General features: G+C 56.1%; 19 protein-coding genes, 1 pseudogene and 1 riboswitch. Of the genes and pseudogenes, 9 read left to right on the forward strand and 11 right to left on the reverse strand.

Going from position 1 to position 20397, the window contains the following annotated elements; genetic code table 11:
- Nucleotides 1-74 precede the first annotated feature (74 nt).
- Entirely contained in the window at nt 75-728 is a 654-nt protein-coding gene (locus AC2FFP_RS12225; protein WP_496766185.1) for a YrbL family protein, read from the reverse strand.
- 74 nt (nt 729-802) lie between these two features.
- Here AC2FFP_RS12225 and AC2FFP_RS12230 point away from each other — a divergent pair.
- A pseudogene (locus AC2FFP_RS12230) lies at nt 803-994 on the forward strand (cyclic nucleotide-binding domain-containing protein); the annotation flags it as partial.
- Nucleotides 977-1381 carry a Crp/Fnr family transcriptional regulator gene (locus tag AC2FFP_RS12235; protein WP_496881144.1) on the forward strand — a complete coding sequence of 135 codons (405 nt, stop codon included), beginning with the start codon at nt 977-979 and terminating at the stop codon, nt 1379-1381. The pseudogene AC2FFP_RS12230 and the gene AC2FFP_RS12235, both read left to right, overlap by 18 nt.
- A gap of 421 nt (nt 1382-1802) precedes the next feature.
- Here AC2FFP_RS12235 and AC2FFP_RS12240 read toward each other — a convergent pair whose 3' ends face one another.
- The 3 genes from AC2FFP_RS12240 to AC2FFP_RS12250 form a co-directional block, all read right to left on the reverse strand.
- Nucleotides 1803-2663 carry a Rossmann-like and DUF2520 domain-containing protein gene (locus AC2FFP_RS12240; protein WP_496766188.1) on the reverse strand — a complete coding sequence of 287 codons (861 nt, stop codon included), beginning with the start codon at nt 2661-2663 and terminating at the stop codon, nt 1803-1805.
- Between the two features lie 127 nt (nt 2664-2790).
- Entirely contained in the window at nt 2791-3156 is a 366-nt protein-coding gene (locus AC2FFP_RS12245) for a transposase (protein ID WP_496881089.1), read from the reverse strand.
- Between the two features lie 27 nt (nt 3157-3183).
- Nucleotides 3184-3813 (reverse strand): response regulator transcription factor, encoded by a 630-nt coding sequence (locus tag AC2FFP_RS12250; RefSeq protein ID WP_496766192.1) that lies wholly within the window; start codon nt 3811-3813, stop codon nt 3184-3186.
- 220 nt (nt 3814-4033) lie between these two features.
- Here AC2FFP_RS12250 and AC2FFP_RS12255 point away from each other — a divergent pair, with 220 nt between their 5' ends.
- The 6 genes from AC2FFP_RS12255 (at nt 4034) to AC2FFP_RS12280 (ending at nt 10583) form a co-directional block, all read left to right on the forward strand.
- Nucleotides 4034-5275, forward strand: a complete 1242-nt coding sequence (locus tag AC2FFP_RS12255) for a pyridoxal-phosphate-dependent aminotransferase family protein (protein WP_496881090.1) — start codon at nt 4034-4036, stop codon at nt 5273-5275.
- A gap of 28 nt (nt 5276-5303) precedes the next feature.
- The gene (locus AC2FFP_RS12260; protein ID WP_170559666.1) at nt 5304-6500 is read left to right on the forward strand and encodes a malate--CoA ligase subunit beta; all 1197 of its coding nucleotides are present in this window, start codon (nt 5304-5306) and stop codon (nt 6498-6500) included.
- A complete protein-coding gene (sucD, locus tag AC2FFP_RS12265; RefSeq protein WP_496739150.1) occupies nt 6500-7390 on the forward strand; it encodes a succinate--CoA ligase subunit alpha in 891 nt (296 codons plus the stop codon). The genes AC2FFP_RS12260 and sucD overlap by 1 nt, the downstream gene beginning before the upstream one ends.
- Complete coding sequence (locus AC2FFP_RS12270) at nt 7390-8361, forward strand: 2-hydroxyacid dehydrogenase (RefSeq protein ID WP_496739149.1); 972 nt, start codon at nt 7390-7392, stop codon at nt 8359-8361. Before sucD ends, AC2FFP_RS12270 begins: the two co-directional genes overlap by 1 nt.
- Before the next feature lie 45 nt (nt 8362-8406).
- Nucleotides 8407-9384, forward strand: a complete 978-nt coding sequence (locus AC2FFP_RS12275) for an HpcH/HpaI aldolase/citrate lyase family protein (protein ID WP_496724917.1) — start codon at nt 8407-8409, stop codon at nt 9382-9384.
- A 233-nt stretch (nt 9385-9617) separates the two neighbouring features.
- Nucleotides 9618-10583, forward strand: a complete 966-nt coding sequence (locus tag AC2FFP_RS12280) for a GlxA family transcriptional regulator (protein WP_496724915.1) — start codon at nt 9618-9620, stop codon at nt 10581-10583.
- A 31-nt stretch (nt 10584-10614) separates the two neighbouring features.
- Here the strand turns inward: AC2FFP_RS12280 and AC2FFP_RS12285 are convergent, their stop codons facing one another.
- The 7 genes from AC2FFP_RS12285 to AC2FFP_RS12315 form a co-directional block, all read right to left on the reverse strand.
- Nucleotides 10615-12483 carry an adenylate/guanylate cyclase domain-containing protein gene (locus tag AC2FFP_RS12285; RefSeq protein ID WP_496844289.1) on the reverse strand — a complete coding sequence of 623 codons (1869 nt, stop codon included), beginning with the start codon at nt 12481-12483 and terminating at the stop codon, nt 10615-10617.
- A gap of 66 nt (nt 12484-12549) precedes the next feature.
- Nucleotides 12550-13242: a thiamine ABC transporter ATP-binding protein gene (locus AC2FFP_RS12290; protein WP_496766203.1), complete on the reverse strand. Its 693-nt coding sequence runs from the start codon at nt 13240-13242 to the stop codon at nt 12550-12552.
- Entirely contained in the window at nt 13229-14776 is a 1548-nt protein-coding gene (locus AC2FFP_RS12295; protein ID WP_496766205.1) for a thiamine/thiamine pyrophosphate ABC transporter permease ThiP, read from the reverse strand. Before AC2FFP_RS12295 ends, AC2FFP_RS12290 begins: the two co-directional genes overlap by 14 nt.
- Complete coding sequence (thiB, locus tag AC2FFP_RS12300; RefSeq protein WP_496766207.1) at nt 14752-15732, reverse strand: thiamine ABC transporter substrate binding subunit; 981 nt, start codon at nt 15730-15732, stop codon at nt 14752-14754. Before thiB ends, AC2FFP_RS12295 begins: the two co-directional genes overlap by 25 nt.
- Nucleotides 15733-15765: 33 nt before the next feature.
- Nucleotides 15766-15871: riboswitch (TPP riboswitch) on the reverse strand.
- Between the two features lie 137 nt (nt 15872-16008).
- Entirely contained in the window at nt 16009-17373 is a 1365-nt protein-coding gene (locus AC2FFP_RS12305; RefSeq protein ID WP_282169644.1) for an ArsB/NhaD family transporter, read from the reverse strand.
- A 24-nt stretch (nt 17374-17397) separates the two neighbouring features.
- Nucleotides 17398-17886, reverse strand: coding sequence for a CBS domain-containing protein (locus AC2FFP_RS12310; protein WP_058272048.1), 489 nt, complete (start codon nt 17884-17886; stop codon nt 17398-17400).
- Between the two features lie 319 nt (nt 17887-18205).
- Complete coding sequence (locus tag AC2FFP_RS12315) at nt 18206-18970, reverse strand: enoyl-CoA hydratase (RefSeq protein WP_496766210.1); 765 nt, start codon at nt 18968-18970, stop codon at nt 18206-18208.
- Nucleotides 18971-19445: 475 nt separating this feature from the next.
- On the opposite strand from AC2FFP_RS12315, the gene AC2FFP_RS12320 reads away from it, so the two are divergent.
- Nucleotides 19446-20231 (forward strand): HalD/BesD family halogenase, encoded by a 786-nt coding sequence (locus tag AC2FFP_RS12320; RefSeq protein WP_496844291.1) that lies wholly within the window; start codon nt 19446-19448, stop codon nt 20229-20231.
- Nucleotides 20232-20397: the final 166 nt, after the last annotated feature.

Raw genomic sequence — 20397 nt, forward strand, 5'->3', positions numbered from 1 at the left:
CAACCGAATAGGCGCCTTCCCGCCCGAACCAAACAAGGACCTGTTGACTCCGATCAACTGGGTTAGCCAGACGATTAGCCTTTTGCGGCGCCAATCAAATCAAAGAACTTTTTTCGAACTTGGCCGAGCTTGCGGTCATTGTAACTGCGAACCCATCTTCGCAGAGGAATGACTTGTTTAGACCCAAAGCTGTCAATCCAAACCCATCGCCCGGATCCGTCGGGCCATGTTTGATAGACAAGATTGCCAGTGTTTTTGTTGCTTATGATGACACGTTCATCTGACAGTTGCTCAAAATGTCTATTGAGATCGCTCAAATGCTGAGGGGTGAGACGATCTTCGGCTATTAACTGAGACAGACTTGGGGAAAGCTGGCCATCCGGATCAGAAATGCGTTCATAGACCAGCGCCAGACCCTTGTCTGTCGGTGCAGTGCCAAACACCCTGCAAACGGGCATAACGTCCGGGCTTTCCTGATGGCGGACCATCAGAAAAAAGGCTTCATCAAACTCACGCATGAAACCCTTAAAAGCGGTAGCTCTGCGGAACAGCCGGTCATACCATTTGTCGGTTACAAGCCTCGAACCTGCATCCATCGTATGAGGTTGTGGAACCTTTAACAGCAACCCCTTATCAAATGGGTGTTCATACACGAATTGCCTGTTTCCCTTCGCGATAACAGGGCTGTTTCCTAGTTCAAGCAAGGTGGGGTTTTGGTGGCATTTCATTTTTTCTGTTTAAGTTGATTACAGACCAACGCAAGTCGTTTTTTGATCGTTGAAAGCGATAAGACGACGCGAACTACCTTTACTTTCTGGCCGATGGTTATGTCCGCCTGAGCAGCCTGACACGGAACGGTTCCGAGTTTACCTATGCTATTCTGCGCCCCGGTGACACGTTTGGTGAGTTGGGTGTATTCCAAAAAAGCCAATATGCAGGCACCGCAACCGCGCTGAATTCTGTCACTGTCTACCGCATTCGCAGAGATTTTCTGAACATGCTCAGCCGCTCCAATATGTCGACCTGTCTGGCCCTGAGCGATCTGGTCGCGGAAAGGTTCCGAACATTCGTTGACGCCACGCGTTGTCTGACAATGAACAGCCTGTCGGCGCGCCTTGCGGAAGCTTTGTTGCGCGTTGCCAGTCAGATCGGCGAGCCGATCTCGGTCGACGGACGGCAGGCGATCAGGATCGGGGCGTTTGCTACGCAATCCGATATCGGGAGTATGGTCCGCAGTACCCGCAGCAACGTGAATCGAGGCCTGAAAGAGTGGGAGCGCGCCGACGCAATTCGAATCCAGGATCGCGCAATCATTATTCTGAATGCATCCTTCCTGGAACGGCTTCATGAAATGGAGTACGGTGCCGTTTCAAGACCCTGAGCGCTGTGAGGCTATCACAGGAATTCCGAAGCGGCATCGAATGTATCGGTCAGGTTATGCGCAGATCTTAGTGCCCCCTAGAATGCCACTCCGTCGGCATTGCCACCAAATCGCCTCGGGCCAAATAAGAGACGACGAAACTGGGAAAACGCTGCTGTTCAAAGTGATTTAGCGGGGTTTGTCGAGCACTGAAGACGGGGGAAATGTGCTCCTTCAGTTGTGCCTGTTTGTTTTGATCAGCCTCGCAGCCAGTTGACTGCAACCTACACACCTTTGCGACAGGTGACGGCCGATTTAGATGTCGGGTGTCAACGTGCTCGTGCCAAGCTGGCAACCCAAGGAGAGGGGGATCTTTGTGTTGAAGACACCCCGAAAAGGTGCCAACTGAATTGCGCGGGCCACAGTACGCGAGCGATGCGGCTTATTCTTTTGACAACTTAAGGGTGGCATCGGTCGAACCGGTCTTTTTTAAAGACCCGGCCATGTCACTTAAGGCGCGATAAACCTCTCCGGCTTGGGGGTGCCAGTTTGCCACGTCGCGTCCCTGAGTGGTCACGACTCGTTCATCTCCGCGCGCGGCCGGGCCCGTCAATGCCTGTTGCGGTCCCAAAGCAACGACATTTTTCGCAGTGCTTTCAAGAAGCCTTGCGTTCAGCAGTGGGACCACATCGGCCCTGACCCCGGCTTCAGCCCAGGCTTCGCGCGCGATGGCTTGCAGCACTACTGCAAAGTTGTTCGAGATCACGGCCGCCGCGTGATAAAGGCTCTTGCCATCAGAGCGGATCGAAAAGCATTCGGCCCCCATTCTTTCCAAAATGGGTTTGAGGATGGCTAATGCATCGGCGTCACCTTCAAGGCCGCACAGGGTGCCCGTGAACTGTTTTATCGCTTTATCGGGGTCAGCGAAGGACAGGACCGGATGCACACTGGCCAAACGCCAGCCCAGCCTACGCAACGCGGCCAGCTCATCAGCCGGGAAGAATCCGCTGCAGTGAAATACTGTGGGGCGTTGTTCTGTCGCTGTTTGCGTCGCGGCAAGGTCCGAGGCGACGCAAGAGATTTGCGTGTCCGGTACTGCGACAACCCAGAGATCGGCTGGCCGCATATCTGATAGGTCAGTTTCGGCCCGACCTGCGCCGACGCGTTGAACAGCGTTTTCTGCCGAGTTCCGACTTGCACTAAGAACATCCTGTATTTCGCAATCCGCCAAAGAGCTGAGAAGGCTCAGAAATGTCTGACCGACCCGGCCCGCTCCGATCAGATTTACTTTGATCCTGTCCATTTTTTTCGGCCTTTGGCGACTGGCTTTGTCAGGACTATGCCTGCGGCGCAGGGCCATTGCAAAGGCCCGGCTTGACAGGATTGCAATTTCAAAGTTTCAGCGACCACCTTTCGGTTTTTGCCGGACATCACCAATCCGATCTATTGGCGTTTCTCGCAAAGTGCCTCATGTACAGTGACAACCATTGAGGCTGTGTCTCAGTCCAGATTACCCGCGCACAGTTCGGTCGTGACAGAGCCGATTGGCTATTCTGGTGGAATTTGATCCAGAAACTTCGGCAACGTGCGAGCATCTTTGACGTTGCTGCAGCTCGATCGACCGCGGGTTTCAATGGACCTTTGGAACAATGACACAGTATTCTCACGTTCAGCGTCTTTAGACGTCGACACTGTGTGCTGAAATCCGGAATATATCTTTTCAACCCGATCAGGTGAAAGAGACTGGCGACGAACCCGATCGTTTGCCTCGGCGGTGATCTGAACAGCACTTTCATGGCCGGCTAAGCCGGGAAACGCTTGGCTTACTCGCGCGACAACCGAGATGAATAGTAGTATGCAATCGCTTGGGTTCGGTTCTTTACGGCCAGTTTCTCATAAATGTTGGACAAGTGAAATTTGACCGTGTTGGTGGAAATCTGAAGCTCCTTCGATAAATCCCGGTTGGACATACCCTGTGCCAGAGCCTCGAGAATCGCGCGCTCTTTGCGGGACAGGCTTTGGATGGGGTCCTGCTGCATTTTGCGAACGTCAACGAAGGGAAACACCATCTTGCCATCGGCGACGTCTGCACAGGTTTTCAGCAAGCCTTCGACCTCGCCAGATCGCGCAGCAAACCCGGCGGCCCCCGCTTGCATTGCCAGTCTTGGAACGTCACCGGACGTATCGCCGTAAACGACAAACCGTGGTGCATTGGCCTGTTCGCGCAGCACCTCAATCAGTTTGGCTGCACCCAAAACGGGAAGATTCCAGTCGATAACTCCGACTTTCACGGGAACCCGCATCACCGTCCCCAAAAAGCCTTCGGCCGTCGCCGAGGTCGCAACAAGCGAGAATCGTGAGTCGCGTTCAAAGATCTCCGACATGGCCGACAGGACCAGAGGATTGCTGTCGGCCAGCATGACGTCAATCGGTTTCTGTACGGTTTCAACCATCTGATTTCTGTCCAATTTCCGCAAAAACTACCCGTATAGGTAGGTGGAATTTCAGTATACCTTTGTATTTTTACCTATAAAGGTGGGAAATTTCCCACCCAAATAGCCATCCTAAAGCAGTAGTAAGTTACGTTGTGTCACGAGGCAAGTCCGCGTTTCCTAATTGGCAATGCAACCCAATGGGCCCAGATGCCCCTTCAAATGCCGAGGACGTCAACCGATGACATTTCAGATTTTCCCTCCGCTTGAGATCCCCGAGACCTTGGCCGCCGGTCCCGGGCCGGGCAATACGGATGCACGTGTTCTGCAAGCTTTCACCAACGCGGGCGTGGCCGATCACATGCAGGGCGATGTTCTCAGGGGCATGGTTGAATGCAAACACATGCTTCGCAAGGTCTGGGGCACCCAAAACGCATATACTTTCGCCGTCGCCGGGACAGGTTGGAGCGCGCTGGACACCATGTTCTCTGCCGTCATGCCCGGTGACAAGGTCGTGGCCTTTGCCAACGGAACCTTCTCCGGGATCGACGCGCTGACTTTGCGGATCAAGGCGGCCACACCAGAGGAACATTCCGCCAATCCGCTGGATCCTCAGGCAGCAAGTGTCACAGTGATTGATGTTCCGCATGGTCAGCCGGTGAATGGTGAAATGGCCGAGGACGCGTTGGCGGAACACAAGCCCAAATGGGCTTTCATGGCGCATTGGGAAACCGGATCTGGTCGCGTCAACGACCTGCGCGGGTTCTCGGATGCGTGCGAGCGTCACAGTGTAATGGGTCTGATTGATGCAGTTTCATCGCTGGGTGTGGATGACTTTTCGATCGATGACTATCCGGGGATCGCCGGTTGGGCGTCATGTCCGCAAAAGGGGCTTTGTTGTCTGCCTCTGACTTACGCGCCGGTCAGTTTTACGGATACCTTTATCCGATCTCTCAAGACCACAGGTGCCTACACTTACGTGCACAATCCGATTTTCGAAGCGCGCCATTGGGGCATTGTCGACGGTCAGGATGTTGAAAAAGGGACCTATCACAGAACGCATTCCGGATACGCCGTCGCCGCATTCCATGAGTCCCTGCGTCTGACATTGCAGGAAGGTCTGGCCAGACGGTCGGCATCCTACAAGACCCACGAGCGCGTGCTGCGCGACGCCGTGACAGCCATGGGGTGCGAGGTGACCTCGGATATGCCCAGCCTTGTTGTGCTCAACCTGCCGCCGGAACTGGCCGGTCGAGAAATGGAATTGGTGCAGAATTGCCGGGCACAGGGCTTTGGCATCTGGCCGACGCTGAGCGCGCCGGTTCAGGTTCGTATTGGCATTCTCAATCAGCTCAACCGACAGGCCGTCAGCCGCATCGTGCGTCTGTTTGCCGAGGCCATCCGGGAACTGGGCGGTCAGATCGAATTCGAAGAGATCGAGGCACTGCTCGAAAGCCGGTACGGCACGTCGATCGCGGCTTAATCACACTGCATGAACGGGAGGATTGCAGATGGATATTCATGAATATCAGGCGAAAGAGGTTCTTTCGAATTTCGGTGTTGCCGTGCCGTCGGGCGCTTTGGCTTACAGCCCTGAACAGGCGGCCTACCGCGCGCGTGAACTGGGCGGAGACAAGTGGATTGTCAAAGCGCAGGTTCATGCCGGCGGCCGCGGCAAAGCGGGCGGCGTCAAGCTGTGCAACACTGAAAACGAGATCTATCAAGCCTGCGACGATCTGTTTGGCCGCAAGCTTGTGACACATCAGACAGGACCCGAAGGCAAGGGTATCTACCGTGTTTATGTCGAATCCGCTGTGCCTATCGACCGCGAGATTTATCTGGGCTTCGTTCTGGATCGCTCCAGCCAGCGGGTGATGATCGTTGCGTCGTCTGAAGGTGGGATGGAGATCGAAGACATTTCGGCCGAGCGCCCCGACAGCATCGTGCGGTCTATTGTGGAACCCGCTGTGGGCCTGCAAGAGTTTCAGGCGCGCGAGATCGCGTTCAACCTTGGGCTGGAACCGCGTCTGGTTCAGCAAATGGTACGGACATTGCAGGGCTGCTATGCCGCGTTCAGCGAACTGGACGCCACGATGGTTGAAATCAACCCGCTGGTCGTCACAGGTGACGACCGCGTGTTGGCACTGGATGCCAAGATGAGCTTTGACGACAACGCCCTGTTCCGGCATCCCCAGATTTCTGAACTGCGCGACAAAAGCCAGGAAGACCCGCGCGAAAGCCGCGCGGCGGATCGCGGTCTTTCCTATGTTGGGCTAGAGGGCAATATCGGTTGCATCGTGAACGGCGCCGGTTTGGCCATGGCCACGATGGATACGATCAAACTGGCCGGAGGAGAGCCCGCAAACTTCCTCGATATTGGCGGTGGCGCGTCTCCAGAACGAGTGGCCAAGGCGTTCAGGCTGGTTCTGTCGGACAACAATGTTCAGGCGGTTCTGGTCAACATCTTCGCCGGGATCAACCGTTGTGACTGGGTTGCCGAAGGCGTCGTGCAGGCACTGCGCGAGATCGAGATCGACATTCCGGTCGTTGTGCGCCTTGCTGGAACGAATGTCGAAGAGGGCCAGAAAATTCTGGCCAAATCCGGTCTTCCGATCATCCGCGCCACTACTCTGATGGAGGCCGCAGAACGCGCTGTCGGCGCGTGGCGCAACGATCTGTCCCAAAACACCAAGATGAGGGCTGTGTAATGAGCATTCTTCTCGATCGCGACACACGGGTTATCGTTCAGGGCATCACCGGACGCATGGCGCGCTTTCATACGAAGGACATGCTGGCCTATGGCACAAACGTCGTTGGCGGTGTTGTCCCCGGCAAAGGCGGCGAAACCGTCGAGGGTGTGCCGGTTTTTGACACCGTCAAACAGGCCGTCGAAGCCACCGGAGCGGATGCCAGCCTTGTTTTCGTACCCCCACCGTTCGCCGCGGATTCCATCATGGAGGCCGCCGACGCAGGTATTCGCTATTGCGTGTGCATCACCGATGGCATCCCGGCGCAGGATATGATCCGGGTCAAGCGCTACATGTATCGCTATCCCAAAGACAAACGCATGGTGCTGACCGGACCAAACTGCGCGGGTACAATCAGCCCAGGTAAAGCGCTATTGGGGATCATGCCCGGACACATCTATCTGCCGGGCAATGTCGGAATCATTGGCCGCTCGGGGACGCTTGGATACGAGGCTGCGGCCCAACTCAAGGAACGTGGTATTGGCGTTTCGACCAGCGTGGGTATCGGTGGTGATCCGATCAACGGGTCCTCGTTCCGCGATATCCTTGAGCGGTTCGAACAGGACGAAAGTACCGAAGTCATCGCCATGATCGGCGAGATCGGTGGCCCGCAGGAGGCCGAAGCCGCGGAATACATCCGCGATCATGTGACCAAACCCGTCGTCGCCTATGTCGCAGGCTTGACCGCACCCAAAGGCCGGACGATGGGCCACGCGGGCGCGATCATCTCGGCCTTTGGCGAAAGCGCGTCCGAGAAAGTCGAAATCCTTTCGGCAGCCGGCGTCACGGTCGCTGAAAATCCCGCGGTCATCGGCGATACCATCGCCCGCGTCATGGGAAAGGCTGCGTAATGGTTAAACCTTCGGTTCTTGTTACCCGTCGCTGGCCTGCTGCCGTCGAGGCGCAGTTGGCCGAGAATTACAACGTCGTTCTGAATACCGGGGACAAGCCCATGTCCCCGGCTGAAATACGGGATTGCTTGAAACACTATGATGCGGTGTTGCCCACCGTCACAGATACGTTGAACGCCGAGGCACTGGACGTTTCAGCGGCGCAAACCAGGATCCTTGCCAATTACGGGGTCGGCTACAGCCACATCTGCGAACCCGCGGCCCGCGAATTGGGCATGACGGTTACAAACACGCCTGACGTTCTGTCCGAATGCACTGCTGATATTGCGATGACGTTGCTGCTGATGGTGGCGCGCCGTGCAGGTGAGGGAGAGCGTGAGTTGCGCTCGGGCAACTGGACCGGATGGCGGCCTACACATCTGGTGGGCACCAAGGTCAGTGGCAAAACTCTGGGCATCATCGGCTACGGCCGCATCGGACAAGAGATGGCCCGCCGGGCGCACCACGGGTTCGGGATGGATATCATTGTCTACAACCGCAGCAAGGTGGCGCCGGATGTACTGGCCCGATGCAACGCAACTCAGGTAGATACGATTGACGATCTGTTGCCGCAGTGTGACTTCGTTTCGTTGCATTGCCCAGGTGGTGTTGCGAACCGGCACCTGATCAACTCGCGCCGGTTAAGCCTGATGAAACCCGACGCCTTTCTGATCAACACCGCGCGCGGTGAGGTGATCGACGAATGGGCACTGATCCAGGCGCTGATGTTTGACATGATCGGCGGAGCGGCGCTGGATGTTTTCGATGGCGAACCCCGCATCAGCCCGGACCTGTTGCAATGCGACAACCTCGTGATGCTGCCGCATCTGGGCAGCGCCACGCGCGAGGCGCGCGAAGCGATGGGGTTTCGCGTTCTGGATAACCTCAACGACTTTTTCGCCGGACGCGCGCCCCGAGATCGCGTGATCTGAGGCCAACCCCGATCACTCTGAACCAAAAGACGAAGGACCCAAACCATGAGCTTTCATTCCATCGACCAGGCACCCGCCCGCCTGAACCGCAGCGAACTTGCCGTTCCGGGCAGCCAGCCTGGTATGTTCGAAAAGGCCGCGAAATCAGATGTGGACGTCATTTTTCTTGACCTCGAAGACGCTGTTGCCCCGGACGAAAAGGAACAGGCGCGTAAGAATATCATCGAGGCACTGAATGATATCGATTGGGGTTCCAAAACCATGTCGGTTCGGATCAACGGGCTGGATACCCATTACATGTATCGCGACGTGGTCGATGTGGTCGAACAGGCTGGTGAGCGGCTGGACCTTATCATGGTCCCAAAGGTAGGCACCGCCGCAGACGTCTATGCTGTTGATATGCTTGTCACTCAGATCGAGGATGCCAAAGGATATAAGAAGCGGATCGGTTTTGAACACATTATCGAAACTGCATTGGGCATGCAGAACGTCAGCGAGATCGCGGCCGCCTCAAAACGCAATGAAAGCCTGCATTTTGGGGTTGCCGATTATGCCGCTTCTACCCGCGCGCGGACGACGATCATCGGTGGGGTGAACCCGGATTATTCGGTTCTGACAGACGCGGATGCTGATGGTGGCCGTCTGACTCATTGGGGCGACATGTGGCACTATGCACTAGCCCGCATGGTCGTTGCTGCCCGTGCTAACGGTCTGCGCCCAATCGACGGGCCTTTCGGAGACTTTCAGGATCCTGACGGCTACAAGGCTGCGGCAAAACGTGCGGCCGTTCTGGGCTGCGAAGGCAAATGGGCCATCCATCCCAGCCAGATTGCATTGGCCAACGAGGTCATGTCCCCATCTGACGCTGAGGTGAACAAGGCACAGCGTATCCTTATCGCCATGTCCGAGGCCGAGGCATCCGGGAAAGGTGCTGTGTCGCTGGATGGACGATTGATCGACTATGCTTCGATCCGTCAGGCAGAAGTATTGGTCGAAAAGGCAGGCCAGATAGCGGCGGCATAAACCAAGGTAGACCAGGCATCACTTGGCGCGGGGTCGTTCAGACCCTGCGTTTCGATTTTACGACTACGATCGGAAACGCATGGCCGCGACGACCCCTGCGGACTTGTTCCTTGCTTTCAACCCCACGATCGGTTCAAACTAGGTCCTTGCCAATTGATGTTCGGCTGCCCCAAAGATTGATCGGGTCTTGAAAGGGGCTATCGCGCTGATAAAGAACAACAAGATCTCGTCGAATGTTAGCACTCACAGACAAATCGAAGACCGAACAGCAAATAGCTTTCGAGATTTTTGTTCAGGCGGAATTTGCCTATCTGGAGCTGTCATCCATCATTGCAGTTTTGCAGACGGCAAATGATGTTCTCAACCGCGATCTTTTTCGGTGGCAGATTACGTCGGACACGCCCGGCTTGGTATCCAGCAGTTCAGACCTGATTGTGCGGGCAACGCCTGCCATCTCTGACCAGTATCTGAGCGATTGCCTGTGTGTCGTGGGCGGTCAATTGGGAAATGTCAGTACATGGTTGCGACGCGTCCGGGCAATGCAAAAGCATAAACGACCGGTTGCCTTGTTTTCGGACGCGGCGCGCGAATATATCAAGGCGACAGTGCAACAATCCGGGCCGGTCACGGCACATTGGCGCGACATAGGTTTGCTGCGTGAGATTGGGGATTACCCCATGCTTTCTGAAAGTCTTGTTGCCCGAAATGGAACGGTGCTGACTTGCGCCGGGCACGGTCATACCGTCGAGGCGATCATCGGCATTCTGGCCGAGGTTCTTGAGCCTCAGGACAGGGCTGAACTGGCCTGTCAATTGATGCTGAACGACGTTCGGGGCCACGCGCAAGAGCAACCCAAAGGCGTGAGCGCGAACCCGAATTTCCTAGAAAAGCGGCTGCAAAACGCGATCCGCATCATGGAAGAAAACACGGAACACCCGTTGCCAACGGCCAGTCTTGCCCGCCGCGTGGGCGTATCCACCCGGCAGTTAGAGCGCCAGTTTATGCTTCACTTGAGCACATCGCCCGGAAAATTTTATAGAAAGATCAGATTAAAAAAAGCGTTTACCCTGGTCTCGAACTCGCAAATGCCGATTATTGACATCGCCATTGCCTGCGGTTTTGCATCAACCTCTACGCTTGCCCAGACATTTAAGGCCGAATACGGCAAAACACCAAAGCAATTGCGGCGCACCGAGTGACCTTTATGTGGCCTCCGGAATTTCTGGCAGGTTATGCTGAGGGGCCAAGGGTCTTATCTGCATCGCAAAGGCGGTAGACATTCACTTTCCTTGAACGTCCTTTGACCGTGAATTCGCCGCAGTCGATCAGATGAAAAACCGGGCCGATCAGTCGCGCTGTGGCATCGCTGATCAAAATCCTGGTTTGCTCGTCACTTGGCAGTTCGCCTACCAGGGTTTCGATCCGGGCACAGGTGTTCACCGTGTCGCCGATCACTGTGTAATTCATCCTGTCGACGGCCCCGATATTGCCGACAATCAGCGGTCCGGTGTGCACCGCGATCTTGACGCCGTACTCGACGCCAGCCTCAGCCAGAGATTGCTTGATTGCCAATGCAGCCCGGCAGGCGCGCTCGGCATGATCCGTCTGGTCCTGAGGGGCGCCCCAGAACGCCATCGCCGCGTCGCCGATGTATTTGTCGAGCGTTCCGCCTTCGGCTTCGATACAGCGGTTCAGGATCTCGAAATGCCGGTTCAGCATTGCTGCCGTGGCTTGTGGTGTCATGGCCTCGGATGCGGGTGTGAACCCCACGATGTCGGCGAACATGACGGTCAGTTCGACTTCGCGCGGCAACACAAGGTTAGGGTCTCCGGTCTTTAGCATTTGCCGTACAAGGGTTCGGGGCAAATAAGTTTGAAACCAGCGCAGCCCGTCGAGCATCTTGTTGAAGGCCACAGCCTGAAGGTTCAGTTCAGAGACCCGAGAGGGGGGCAGGTGGTCGATTTGGTTCAGATTCAGCTCGCTGATTTTGATGGCTTCTTCGGTCGACCTGTGAATGGGTGCCGCCAATCGTCTGGCCAAAACAAGCGCCGCAATGACCGAAGCGATCAGTAAACCAAGACTGACCAGGGCGGCATCACTCAGCCGGGACCACTGGTTGCTCCAATCGCTTAGTGGAGAATACTGCCCGATCACCCACGGCTCAGATCCGAAGCCTCTGACGATGCTTGTCAAAACCAGGTGTTCTCCGTTCAGCGCCTCGACCACATATCCGACAAATGTTCCATCGTTGCCCTGAAACTCAGGTGGCTGCATCAGCATTTGTGAGATGACCGCGTCATCAAGTGCTGCGACTGAATGCAAGGGGGCGTTTGAGCTTAACGTGTTTGCAGACAGGTTCAGCAATTTGGGATGGGCCAGAACGCGGTTGTCACCGTACAGAACAAAACCGGTTGCCCCGTATTTCCCGCTTAACTCGTCGACCAGGCCCGAGAAATGGTGAACGGTAGAAGAAACGAGCACGGCCCCGAGGAAAATACCGTCTTTATAGGCAGGTACAGTCGCTGAGATATGTGTCCGGCCCTGGTCAAAGAAGGGTTCGTTCCAGAACAAACCATCATAGCCTTTAACATCTTTAAGATACTGAAGTGTGCCTGCAGCCGGAGGCTCGTATGACGTTATTAAACGTGGCCCCTCAACATCCGTGATATGTGTTGAAATGAACAGACTGCCGTCAGGATACACGATGGCAAGATCTGTCAGATACGGGACCGAAGCCACCACGCCTTTGAAGTAGGCTTTCAGAAAATCGGTGTCGTGCAGATCGACTTCACCCGTGCTTGCGTCTTCTTGTAGGGATTGTGCCAGTTCCTCGATCGGTGTCGTCAGGCTGAAGATATCGTCTTCGATGGATTCGACGATCATCGCGGCAGACGTATTCAACAGTTCCGTCGTGTTCTGAAAATTGGCATAAGTCGAAACCAACAGAACTGCGCCAGCCGATATTGCCACCAGTCCGCCAATGGTCAGCGCCAGCAGAGTGGAAATTCGGATTTTCAACCTTGTTTGGCGGTTGCTTTGCGCCTGGGCGCTTTTGTCGATCACGCCAGTGTGCTGCGTATGCTTGTCTTCGTTGACCATCTTTGAACGATATTTAGCTTGGCGACCCGTTACAACGCCTCGTTGACTTCTGAGGCGGGATCACCGCTAGCCAAGATAGGCACGCAGGCTTGGCGGCGGGTTGTCAAAGAGTTCCGCTGTCTGAACGGGGGCATGCACCGTTTCGTCTGCAACAAGTACGGTTTGGTCGGCAATACGGCGTGCATCCTGCGGGTCGTGGCTGACCATCAACAGGGTCGTTTGAGTTTCGGCTACCAGATCGGCCACCAAATCCAGCATTTCGGCCTTTAGGGCTGGCCCAAGGGCCGCAAATGGTTCGTCCAAAAGCAACAGTTCGCGCCGCTGCACAAGTACGCGGGCCAGGGCAACCCGGCTTTGCTGTCCTCCGGACAGTTCCGAGGGTTTGCGCGCGCCCATACCATGCAAAGAAACCCGGCCCAGAGCGGACTGAACCTGTGCATCCTCGTCTTCGGACAACCGACCGTTTGGGCGCAGGCCCAGGGCGATGTTTTGTTCAGCCGTCAGATGCGGAAACAGGTTTCCGTCTTGAAACAGCATCGCCATAGGGCGCTTGCCGGGATGCAAGTTGGAAATCTGCTGACCACCCCAAAAGATCTGACCCTTTTTCAGATCCCGAAATCCAGCGATAGTCTCCAACAATGTGGACTTGCCCGCCCCGGAGGGGCCGACAATGGCAATGCTGTTGCCAACCTCGATCTGGATATCGGCGTTTAGGGTGAAATTCCCGTTTTCAATCACGCAGTCGTCAAGCTTCAGCATGCGAGCGCCCTCCTCGGTCCAATAGCCAGAATGCGCCCATGGACAGCAGCAACAGCAGTAATGCCCCGCCGGCAGCCGCCTGCATCTGATAGGCACCCATCAAGCGGTAGATTTGCAAGGGCAGGGTCGCGATCTGCGGATCGGCGAACAGTGCGATCACGCCCAGATCACCCATTGACAGAGCCGCCCCAAGACCAGCGGCGAAACCGATCTGTGGACGCATGCGCGGTAGCAAGATGCGCGTGAAAAACGTCCATTTTGTCATATCCAATGAAAGCGCGAGACGTCCGTGCCTAGCGGTTATGTCGCGCGCCGCGGGGACCAGAATGCGTAAAGCAAAGGGCAGGGCCATCGCGGCATTCACCAAAGCAGTGACAGGCAGAGCCAATGTCGTCGGATTTGCCAAAGGCCGGATCAGGATGAACAGGCCCGTACCGATGACCAGTGGTGATGCCGCCAAACCCAAAATGCCACTGAGTTCCACAAGCCCGTGCCGGCCGCTCGCGACGGCGGTGGCCATGGGCAAAGCAAGCAAAAGCAGGACAGCGGTACTTGCAGCGGCAACAAGGACCGAGATCAACGCGGCACGAAAAACGATTGCGGGCATGTCAAACAACCCGGCAACTCCCGAAATTACGACCGATGCCAAAGGCAGTAGCAAAAAGACGGCCGCTGCGACGATCCAGAATACATCTATCGTCGGCGCACCCCCGTCCCAGCGGCGCAATGCGCGATCAAGGCCTGTTCCAAAACCGTCCCCGCGCGAAAACTTCAGCGCCACTAAAGCGGTCGCAGCTGTCAGGGCAAGTTGCAGGGCGGATAACAGGGCGGCGCGGCCCAGGTCGAAATCGTAGGTGAAGGCCTGATAGATCGCCAGTTCGATCGTTGTAGCCCGTGGTCCTCCGCCCAAGGTGAGGGCGACGGCGAAGCTGGTCAGGCAAATGGCGAAGATTACTGCAAGAACCCCGGGCAGGGTCCGTTTCAGCATGGGCATCTCGATCAGTCGAAACATGGCCATGCCGTTGCATCCCAGTTGTGCGGCCAGGCGAAACCGTTCTGCCGGAATTTCCTGCCAGGCTTGCAACACAAGGCGTGTGGCCAGAGGCAGATTGAAGAACACATGCGCCAATACGACGCCATGCAAGCCGTAGATGCGTATGGGCGGCAGGCCGAAAATGCCAAGGATGTCCGAGATCCATCCCGACCGGCCAAAGACTTGCAGCAGACCCAGAATGGCAACGATGACCGGCAGGATGAAGGGCGCGCCCAAAAGCGCAATTAAAGCCCGTCGGCCGGGGAACCTCCGACGTGCCAAAGCCCGCGCAACCGGCACGGCCAACACCACGCTGAACAATGCGGACAGTGTGGCTTGGGTCAGCGTGAACCGCAGCGCAGCCCAGTCGGCGGGAGTGAACCCGCCGCTGGTTTCAGCACGCAGTGCAACCGCCGCAAGAGTGCCCAGGATCAGCGCGGCGACCAGAGCTGCCGCACCGATACCGGGCCATAGGCTTACTGGCTGAGCGCGTTCTGCCATTCTGCCAGGGCCTGATCCCGCACGGCGGCGGCTTCATCGGGAGAGAACAGCAGCGACTTTGCCGGCACTGTCAGGGTGTCAAACCCTTTAGGCAAACCTTCTGCCGGGGTTACGGCCGGGTACATCCAGTTGGTTGTCGGAATAATTTGCTGGAACGCATCCGAGACCATGTACTGCAAAAACTGATCCGCCAGTTCGGCCTGATCCGTCGCGGCCAGCTTTGCCGCAACCTCAACTTGCAGATAGTTGCCCTCGTCAAAAGCGGACGCGGCCTTGCTGCCGTCATCCTCGGCGATCAGGTGATAGGCCGGAGATGTGGTGTAACTGAGAACCATGTCCGACTCGCCCTCAAGGAACAGGCCGTATGCCTCGGACCAACCTTTGGTGACGGTCACGATGTTGTCGGAAAGACCTGCCCAGATTTCGGGTGCTTCGTCACCATAAGCCGCTTTGACCCACATCAGCAGACCCAGACCTGGTGTGGACGAGCGAGGGTCCTGGATGATGATCTTGGTGTTGCTGTCCGCCAGTTCCCGGAAGTTTGCAGGCGCTGTCGCATCCGCTTTGTGAACGAAGGCGAAGTAGCCCCAGTCATACGGTGTGAACGTGTCATCGGTCCATTCGATCGGCAGCGCGAAGTCGGCAGAGACGGAATTGGGCGCAAACAGGCCGGTTTCCCGGGCCGCTGCAATCAGGTTGGTATCCAGACCAAGCACGACGTCGGCGTCAGAGTTTTCACCCTCAAGCCGGACACGCGACAAAAGTGCGGCACCATCTTCGACGCCCACGAGGTTCAGCTCGCAGTCGCAGGTTGCCTCAAAGGCTTCTTTGACCTGCGGGCCGGGGCCCCAATCGGATACAAAGCTGTCATAGGTGTAAACGGTTAGCTGAGGCTTGTCGGCAGCGATGGCCGTAGTTGCACTCAGAAGTCCCGCAGCAATTAGCAGATGTTTCATGTCATCCTCCATTGCGGCGAGAGGGCAAGGATGGATGAAACCGAAACCCTTCCCTCCGCCGGTTCTAGCCGGTTCAGGTTCTACGGGTTCGCTTGATAAGCATCTCAGCGCGGCAGGCCGTGCTCCCCGAGGTGAGGCCGTCACTAGGGGGGATTGGCTAGAAAGACAACCAAATTCGGTGCCTCAGCGCGGTGCGTGTCACATGCGGGCAAGTAAACCTGTCCGGAGTCGGACGCCCTTTGAACCTGTAATACGTTTGGTTCAAAGGGCCATAGGTCAGAAGTAACGCAGCCAAATATAGACGTTCGCGATCATCAGGGTGAGGATCATGATCGGGAATGCAATTTTGGCGAAGGCGATGAAGCCGATGGGCTGCTTGGCCTTTTCCGCAAAAGCAGCCACCGTAAGGTTGGCGCTTGCCCCCAACAGTGTACCGTTGCCGCCCAGACAGGCCCCAAGCGCCAGCGACCACCAAAGGGGTTCAATCGCGTCCTTGCCGCCGAACGTGTCTGCGGTGGACTCGATCAGAGGGATCATCGTTGCCACGAAAGGAATGTTGTCGAGGATTGCGGACAAAATGCCGGAGGCCCAAAAGATGAAGAACGCGGTCCACATCATGTCGCCTTGGGTCAGCTCCAGCACTTTCTCACCGAAGAATGCCAGCAGTCCAACATGTTCGACACCGGCAACGATGACGAACAGCCCACCGAAGAAAAAGATTGTGACCCATTCAACTTCGCCAAAGATGTGGTGAACCGACTCCGACTGTTCTTCACCGCTTTGGTGGCCATAGGCCAGCAGCATCAACAGGCCTGCACCGGCCAACGCTGACGTACCCGGCTGAATGCCGTAGCTGTGCCCCAGCGTGAACCCCAGCAAAACCAGAGCCAAAACGGCCAGAGACTTGATCATCAAGACTACATCAGTAACCGCTTCGGATTCGTTGAACCCCATAATCCGATCGCTGGCCGATTTCGGAATGCGGGCCAGTTCCTTGCGGTTCATAAGGTAAATAATGCCGGTCAGGACAACCAGACATATGGCCGAGATAGGCGCCAGGTTCACCACGAAATCGTTGAAGCTAAGCCCTGCGGCCGAGCCAATGATGATGTTGGGTGGGTCACCGATCAGCGTCGCTGTTCCGCCCACGTTCGAGGCCAGGATCTCGGCGACAAAGAACGGGAACACACGCGTTTCCAGGGCTTCAGTGATCAGCAGCGTAATCGGGGCGATCAGCAAAACGGTCGTCACGTTGTCCAGCAGGGCCGAGAACACCGCCGTAATCAGCGTCAGCATGATGAGGATGCCGGTTGGATTGGCTTTCACCGCTTTTGCGGCCTTGATCGCTACGTATTGGAACAATCCGCATTTGCTGGTGATCCCCACGATGACCATCATGCCGATAAGCAGTGCCAGAGTGTTGGCGTCCACACCCGCCACGGCCTGTTCCTGATTGATGATGCCAAACAGGACCATCAGGGACGCGCCCAGCATCGTCAGAATGGCGCGGTTAACCTTTTCGGTGATCAGGACCGCATACACCAAAATCAGAATTCCGGTCGCGATCCAAAGCGGATCAATGCCCAATAGTTGTGGAACAGAGAGAGCGGCCTCTCCGTGTGACGTCGAATGCGTAGCCAAGGTTTTAGTCCGGTTTGTATAGGGTTAGCTGAGTGCGCGATCCAAAAGCGAGTTGGCGCTTACGGTGCCAACGAAACGGTTGGTTTCGGGCTCAACAAGGATCACGTGCCGTTTGAATTTGTAGATCAGGAAGATACCTTCCATCACCGGCGTATCAGGTGCAGCGACAGGGATGTTCGAGGGCCTCGACATGTTGTCGCGAACCTTTTCGGTCTTCAGCCGCTCCATCTGTTGTTCGAAATCATCCCGCGTCAGATTCATGAAGCTGAGCGAGTCGATCGCGACGCGCGACGCATCATCATTTAGACCGATTGTAGCCGCCTTCGGCAGAATCAGTTTCAGCAGCGTCGGGGCGGTAAAGACGCCAACATAAGTCCCGTCTTCGGCCACGACAGGCAGAAACCGTGCCCGGCTGCCCCTGATGATGTTGAAAGCCGTGGCGATGCTTTCATCCGGCAGAATGGTCTTTTGTACCTCAGGCGGCACCATCACGTCATAGCAGGTTAGGCCCATGCTTTTCCTCTGACTTCACGCGGCTATCGGGTGAAACGCCATCCAACAGCCACAGGGCACGCCCTTTTCGGCTTGTTAAAGCGTGTCAGGGCGAATCAAAATTTGTTGATGTGCACTGATTCCATTGCCGGGCGGAATTGACCAGCCCGGTAATGAAATTAAGTTGTTATCCTTCCGTTATTCGCGATGCAGGCCAATAACGGAAGGTTGGTTTCAGCTTGGGTTTGCGTCAGAGGCGTTTTGTGCCTCAGCTTTCGTTTCCGAAATAACCGGGGCTGCCTTCGAGGCGAGGAAAGCCGTAGTCCCTCAAAGGCGCAGGTCAGCTGTAATTCGGTGCGCGTTTTTGCAGTTTGGCCGCAACGCTTTCGGCGAAATCCGGGGATTGTAGCTGCGCGGCAAAGATCTTGATTTCTGCGGCCATGTGTCCGGCCACTTCGTCACGCTGATTGCGGATCAGGACCTTGGACTGCTTGAGCGCCACTGGGGATGAGGCTGCAATGGCTTTTGCGATCTCCTGGACTTCGCTCATCAACTCACCGTCGGCAAAGACGCGCGCGACCAACCCGTGGTTCAGGGCCTCGGATGCCGTCAGAACCCGCCCCGCCAGCAAGACGTCATTGGCGACAGCCATGCCGAGGGACGCAGGCAGCAACATCGAAGAACCGGCCTCGGGCACCAGACCCAGTTGGACAAATGGAGCGCTGAATGAAGCGCTGTTCGCGGAATAGACCAGATCGCAGTGCAGCAGCATGGTCAGGCCAACACCAATTGCAGAACCGTTGACTGCGGCGATCAGGGGTTTCGGACAATCCCGGATCGCATTCAGGAACCGAATAATCGGATTTTCAACGTCACCCGCCGGAAGGCCCCCTGTCATAAAGTCCTGCAGGTCATTCCCGGCTGTGAACATATCGCCTTCACCAGTGATGACCAGCGCCCGGGCATGATCAGTTTGACCGTATTCTTCGATGGCTTCAGCTATCGCAGTATACATGGCAAAAGTGATCGCGTTTTTCTTGTCTGTGCGAGAAATCGTGACTGTGGTGACGCGATCCTGAGTGCTGACGATGATATGTTCGCTCATGGCGTTATTCCTTGGATGTCCGGCGGAATTTGTGCCGCGTCGGCTGTGGGTTTCCTGCATGTGGGCAAGTTCGTATGCGGGCAAATAGCCTGCGTCAACAAATCAGGGCGGTTACCTCACGTCGCCGGGCGAGTGTGCCAGATTGATCCCCACCGCTGAATTCAGTGGTGCCTTAACTTTGCAGCGCAGCCACGACTTTTTTTACATCTGGAGGAGATCTACGTCTTTTTGCGTAAGCTATCCGGTAATCCTGCCGCAAAGGGATCGGCGACATGCTCATCCTGGTGAGGGTCTCCGACTTTAAATCCATCGCCGTCATTTCTACTGAACCAGCGCCCTCAGGAACGGGCGCTTTCCGCCGGGCAATCCGTTTCTGGTCAGAGCTTTTGAAATTCTTATGCTCCCCAAAAAGGCTATCCATTGATAAAACCCTGTTTCAAGCCCTGCTTAGGATAACAGGAAGGGAGGGTCGAAGATGCGTGATGTCATAAACTTGGATTTGTATCCGCTGGACCAGCCGGGCAGCATGGCCTGGCACAGCCTGATCGAACGCTGCAAAGCCGATCTTTCTGAGAATGGACTTTTCAACCTGCCTGGCTTTGTTCGCGACAGTGCGCTGGAATCGGCGGTGTCTGAGCTGCAACCGGTTTTCGCTGAAGAGGCTTTTGTCCATGCACGGCGGCACAACATCTATTTCAGGACGTCTATCGAGGGCCTCGGTAGCAACCATCCTGCCCTGACCCAACTTGAAACGTCTAACAGGACGATTTGCGCCGATCAGTTGGGGCAGGCCTTTGTCATCCGCCTGTATGAATGGCCGCCATTTGCGAAGTTTCTGGCCGCGGTCATGGAAAAGCCTAAGCTTTTTGTCATGGATGATCCGCTGGCCCGCGTGAATGTAATGGCTTACTCAGCCGGGCAGGCCCTGAACTGGCATTTCGACAGGTCCGAATTCACCACAACGCTGCTGTTGCAAGCGCCGTTGGCGGGCGGTGAATTCGAGTACGAAAAGGACCTGCGTAGTGATGACAACCCTAATTATGACGGGGTGGCTGAATTGCTGGAAGGTCGGCGCAAGCCCACGCTCATGAAACTGCAACCGGGGACTTTGAACATCTTCAAAGGCAAAAACACGGCGCACCGCGTTTCGCCTGTTCAAGGCGACCGCGACCGCATGATCGCCGTGTTTTCCTTTTATGATCGGCCAAATGTTCAGTTCACAGACGAAGAACGCATCGGGTTTTACGGGCGCGCGTCGTGATCTGAGATGGCACATGCCTGACCCTAGCCAGTGTCAGAATCGTTAATCCGGACAGCGCTAAAGCCTCTGACTGCGTCGTTCTGATGGGAACTCAATAAGACATCTGGGTGCGTTCCCAAACGGGCGAATACCCCGGGCACTGAAACGCAAAAAAAGCAAGTGTCCG

Source organism: Ruegeria sp. YTSC004 (assembly GCF_059609805.1).

Coding starts and splice junctions, on each gene's coding strand:
- AC2FFP_RS12225 (WP_496766185.1), bottom strand. CDS start 728: ATGAAATGCCACCAAAACCCCACCTTGCTTGAACTAGGAAACAGCCCT.
- AC2FFP_RS12240 (WP_496766188.1), bottom strand. CDS start 2,663: ATGGACAGGATCAAAGTAAATCTGATCGGAGCGGGCCGGGTCGGTCAG.
- AC2FFP_RS12245 (WP_496881089.1), bottom strand. CDS start 3,156: ATGAAAGTGCTGTTCAGATCACCGCCGAGGCAAACGATCGGGTTCGTC.
- AC2FFP_RS12250 (WP_496766192.1), bottom strand. CDS start 3,813: ATGGTTGAAACCGTACAGAAACCGATTGACGTCATGCTGGCCGACAGC.
- AC2FFP_RS12255 (WP_496881090.1), top strand. CDS start 4,034: ATGACATTTCAGATTTTCCCTCCGCTTGAGATCCCCGAGACCTTGGCC.
- AC2FFP_RS12260 (WP_170559666.1), top strand. CDS start 5,304: ATGGATATTCATGAATATCAGGCGAAAGAGGTTCTTTCGAATTTCGGT.
- sucD (WP_496739150.1), top strand. CDS start 6,500: ATGAGCATTCTTCTCGATCGCGACACACGGGTTATCGTTCAGGGCATC.
- AC2FFP_RS12270 (WP_496739149.1), top strand. CDS start 7,390: ATGGTTAAACCTTCGGTTCTTGTTACCCGTCGCTGGCCTGCTGCCGTC.
- AC2FFP_RS12275 (WP_496724917.1), top strand. CDS start 8,407: ATGAGCTTTCATTCCATCGACCAGGCACCCGCCCGCCTGAACCGCAGC.
- AC2FFP_RS12280 (WP_496724915.1), top strand. CDS start 9,618: ATGTTAGCACTCACAGACAAATCGAAGACCGAACAGCAAATAGCTTTC.
- AC2FFP_RS12285 (WP_496844289.1), bottom strand. CDS start 12,483: ATGGTCAACGAAGACAAGCATACGCAGCACACTGGCGTGATCGACAAA.
- AC2FFP_RS12290 (WP_496766203.1), bottom strand. CDS start 13,242: ATGCTGAAGCTTGACGACTGCGTGATTGAAAACGGGAATTTCACCCTA.
- AC2FFP_RS12295 (WP_496766205.1), bottom strand. CDS start 14,776: ATGGCAGAACGCGCTCAGCCAGTAAGCCTATGGCCCGGTATCGGTGCG.
- thiB (WP_496766207.1), bottom strand. CDS start 15,732: ATGAAACATCTGCTAATTGCTGCGGGACTTCTGAGTGCAACTACGGCC.
- AC2FFP_RS12310 (WP_058272048.1), bottom strand. CDS start 17,886: ATGGGCCTAACCTGCTATGACGTGATGGTGCCGCCTGAGGTACAAAAG.
- AC2FFP_RS12315 (WP_496766210.1), bottom strand. CDS start 18,970: ATGAGCGAACATATCATCGTCAGCACTCAGGATCGCGTCACCACAGTC.
- AC2FFP_RS12320 (WP_496844291.1), top strand. CDS start 19,446: ATGCGTGATGTCATAAACTTGGATTTGTATCCGCTGGACCAGCCGGGC.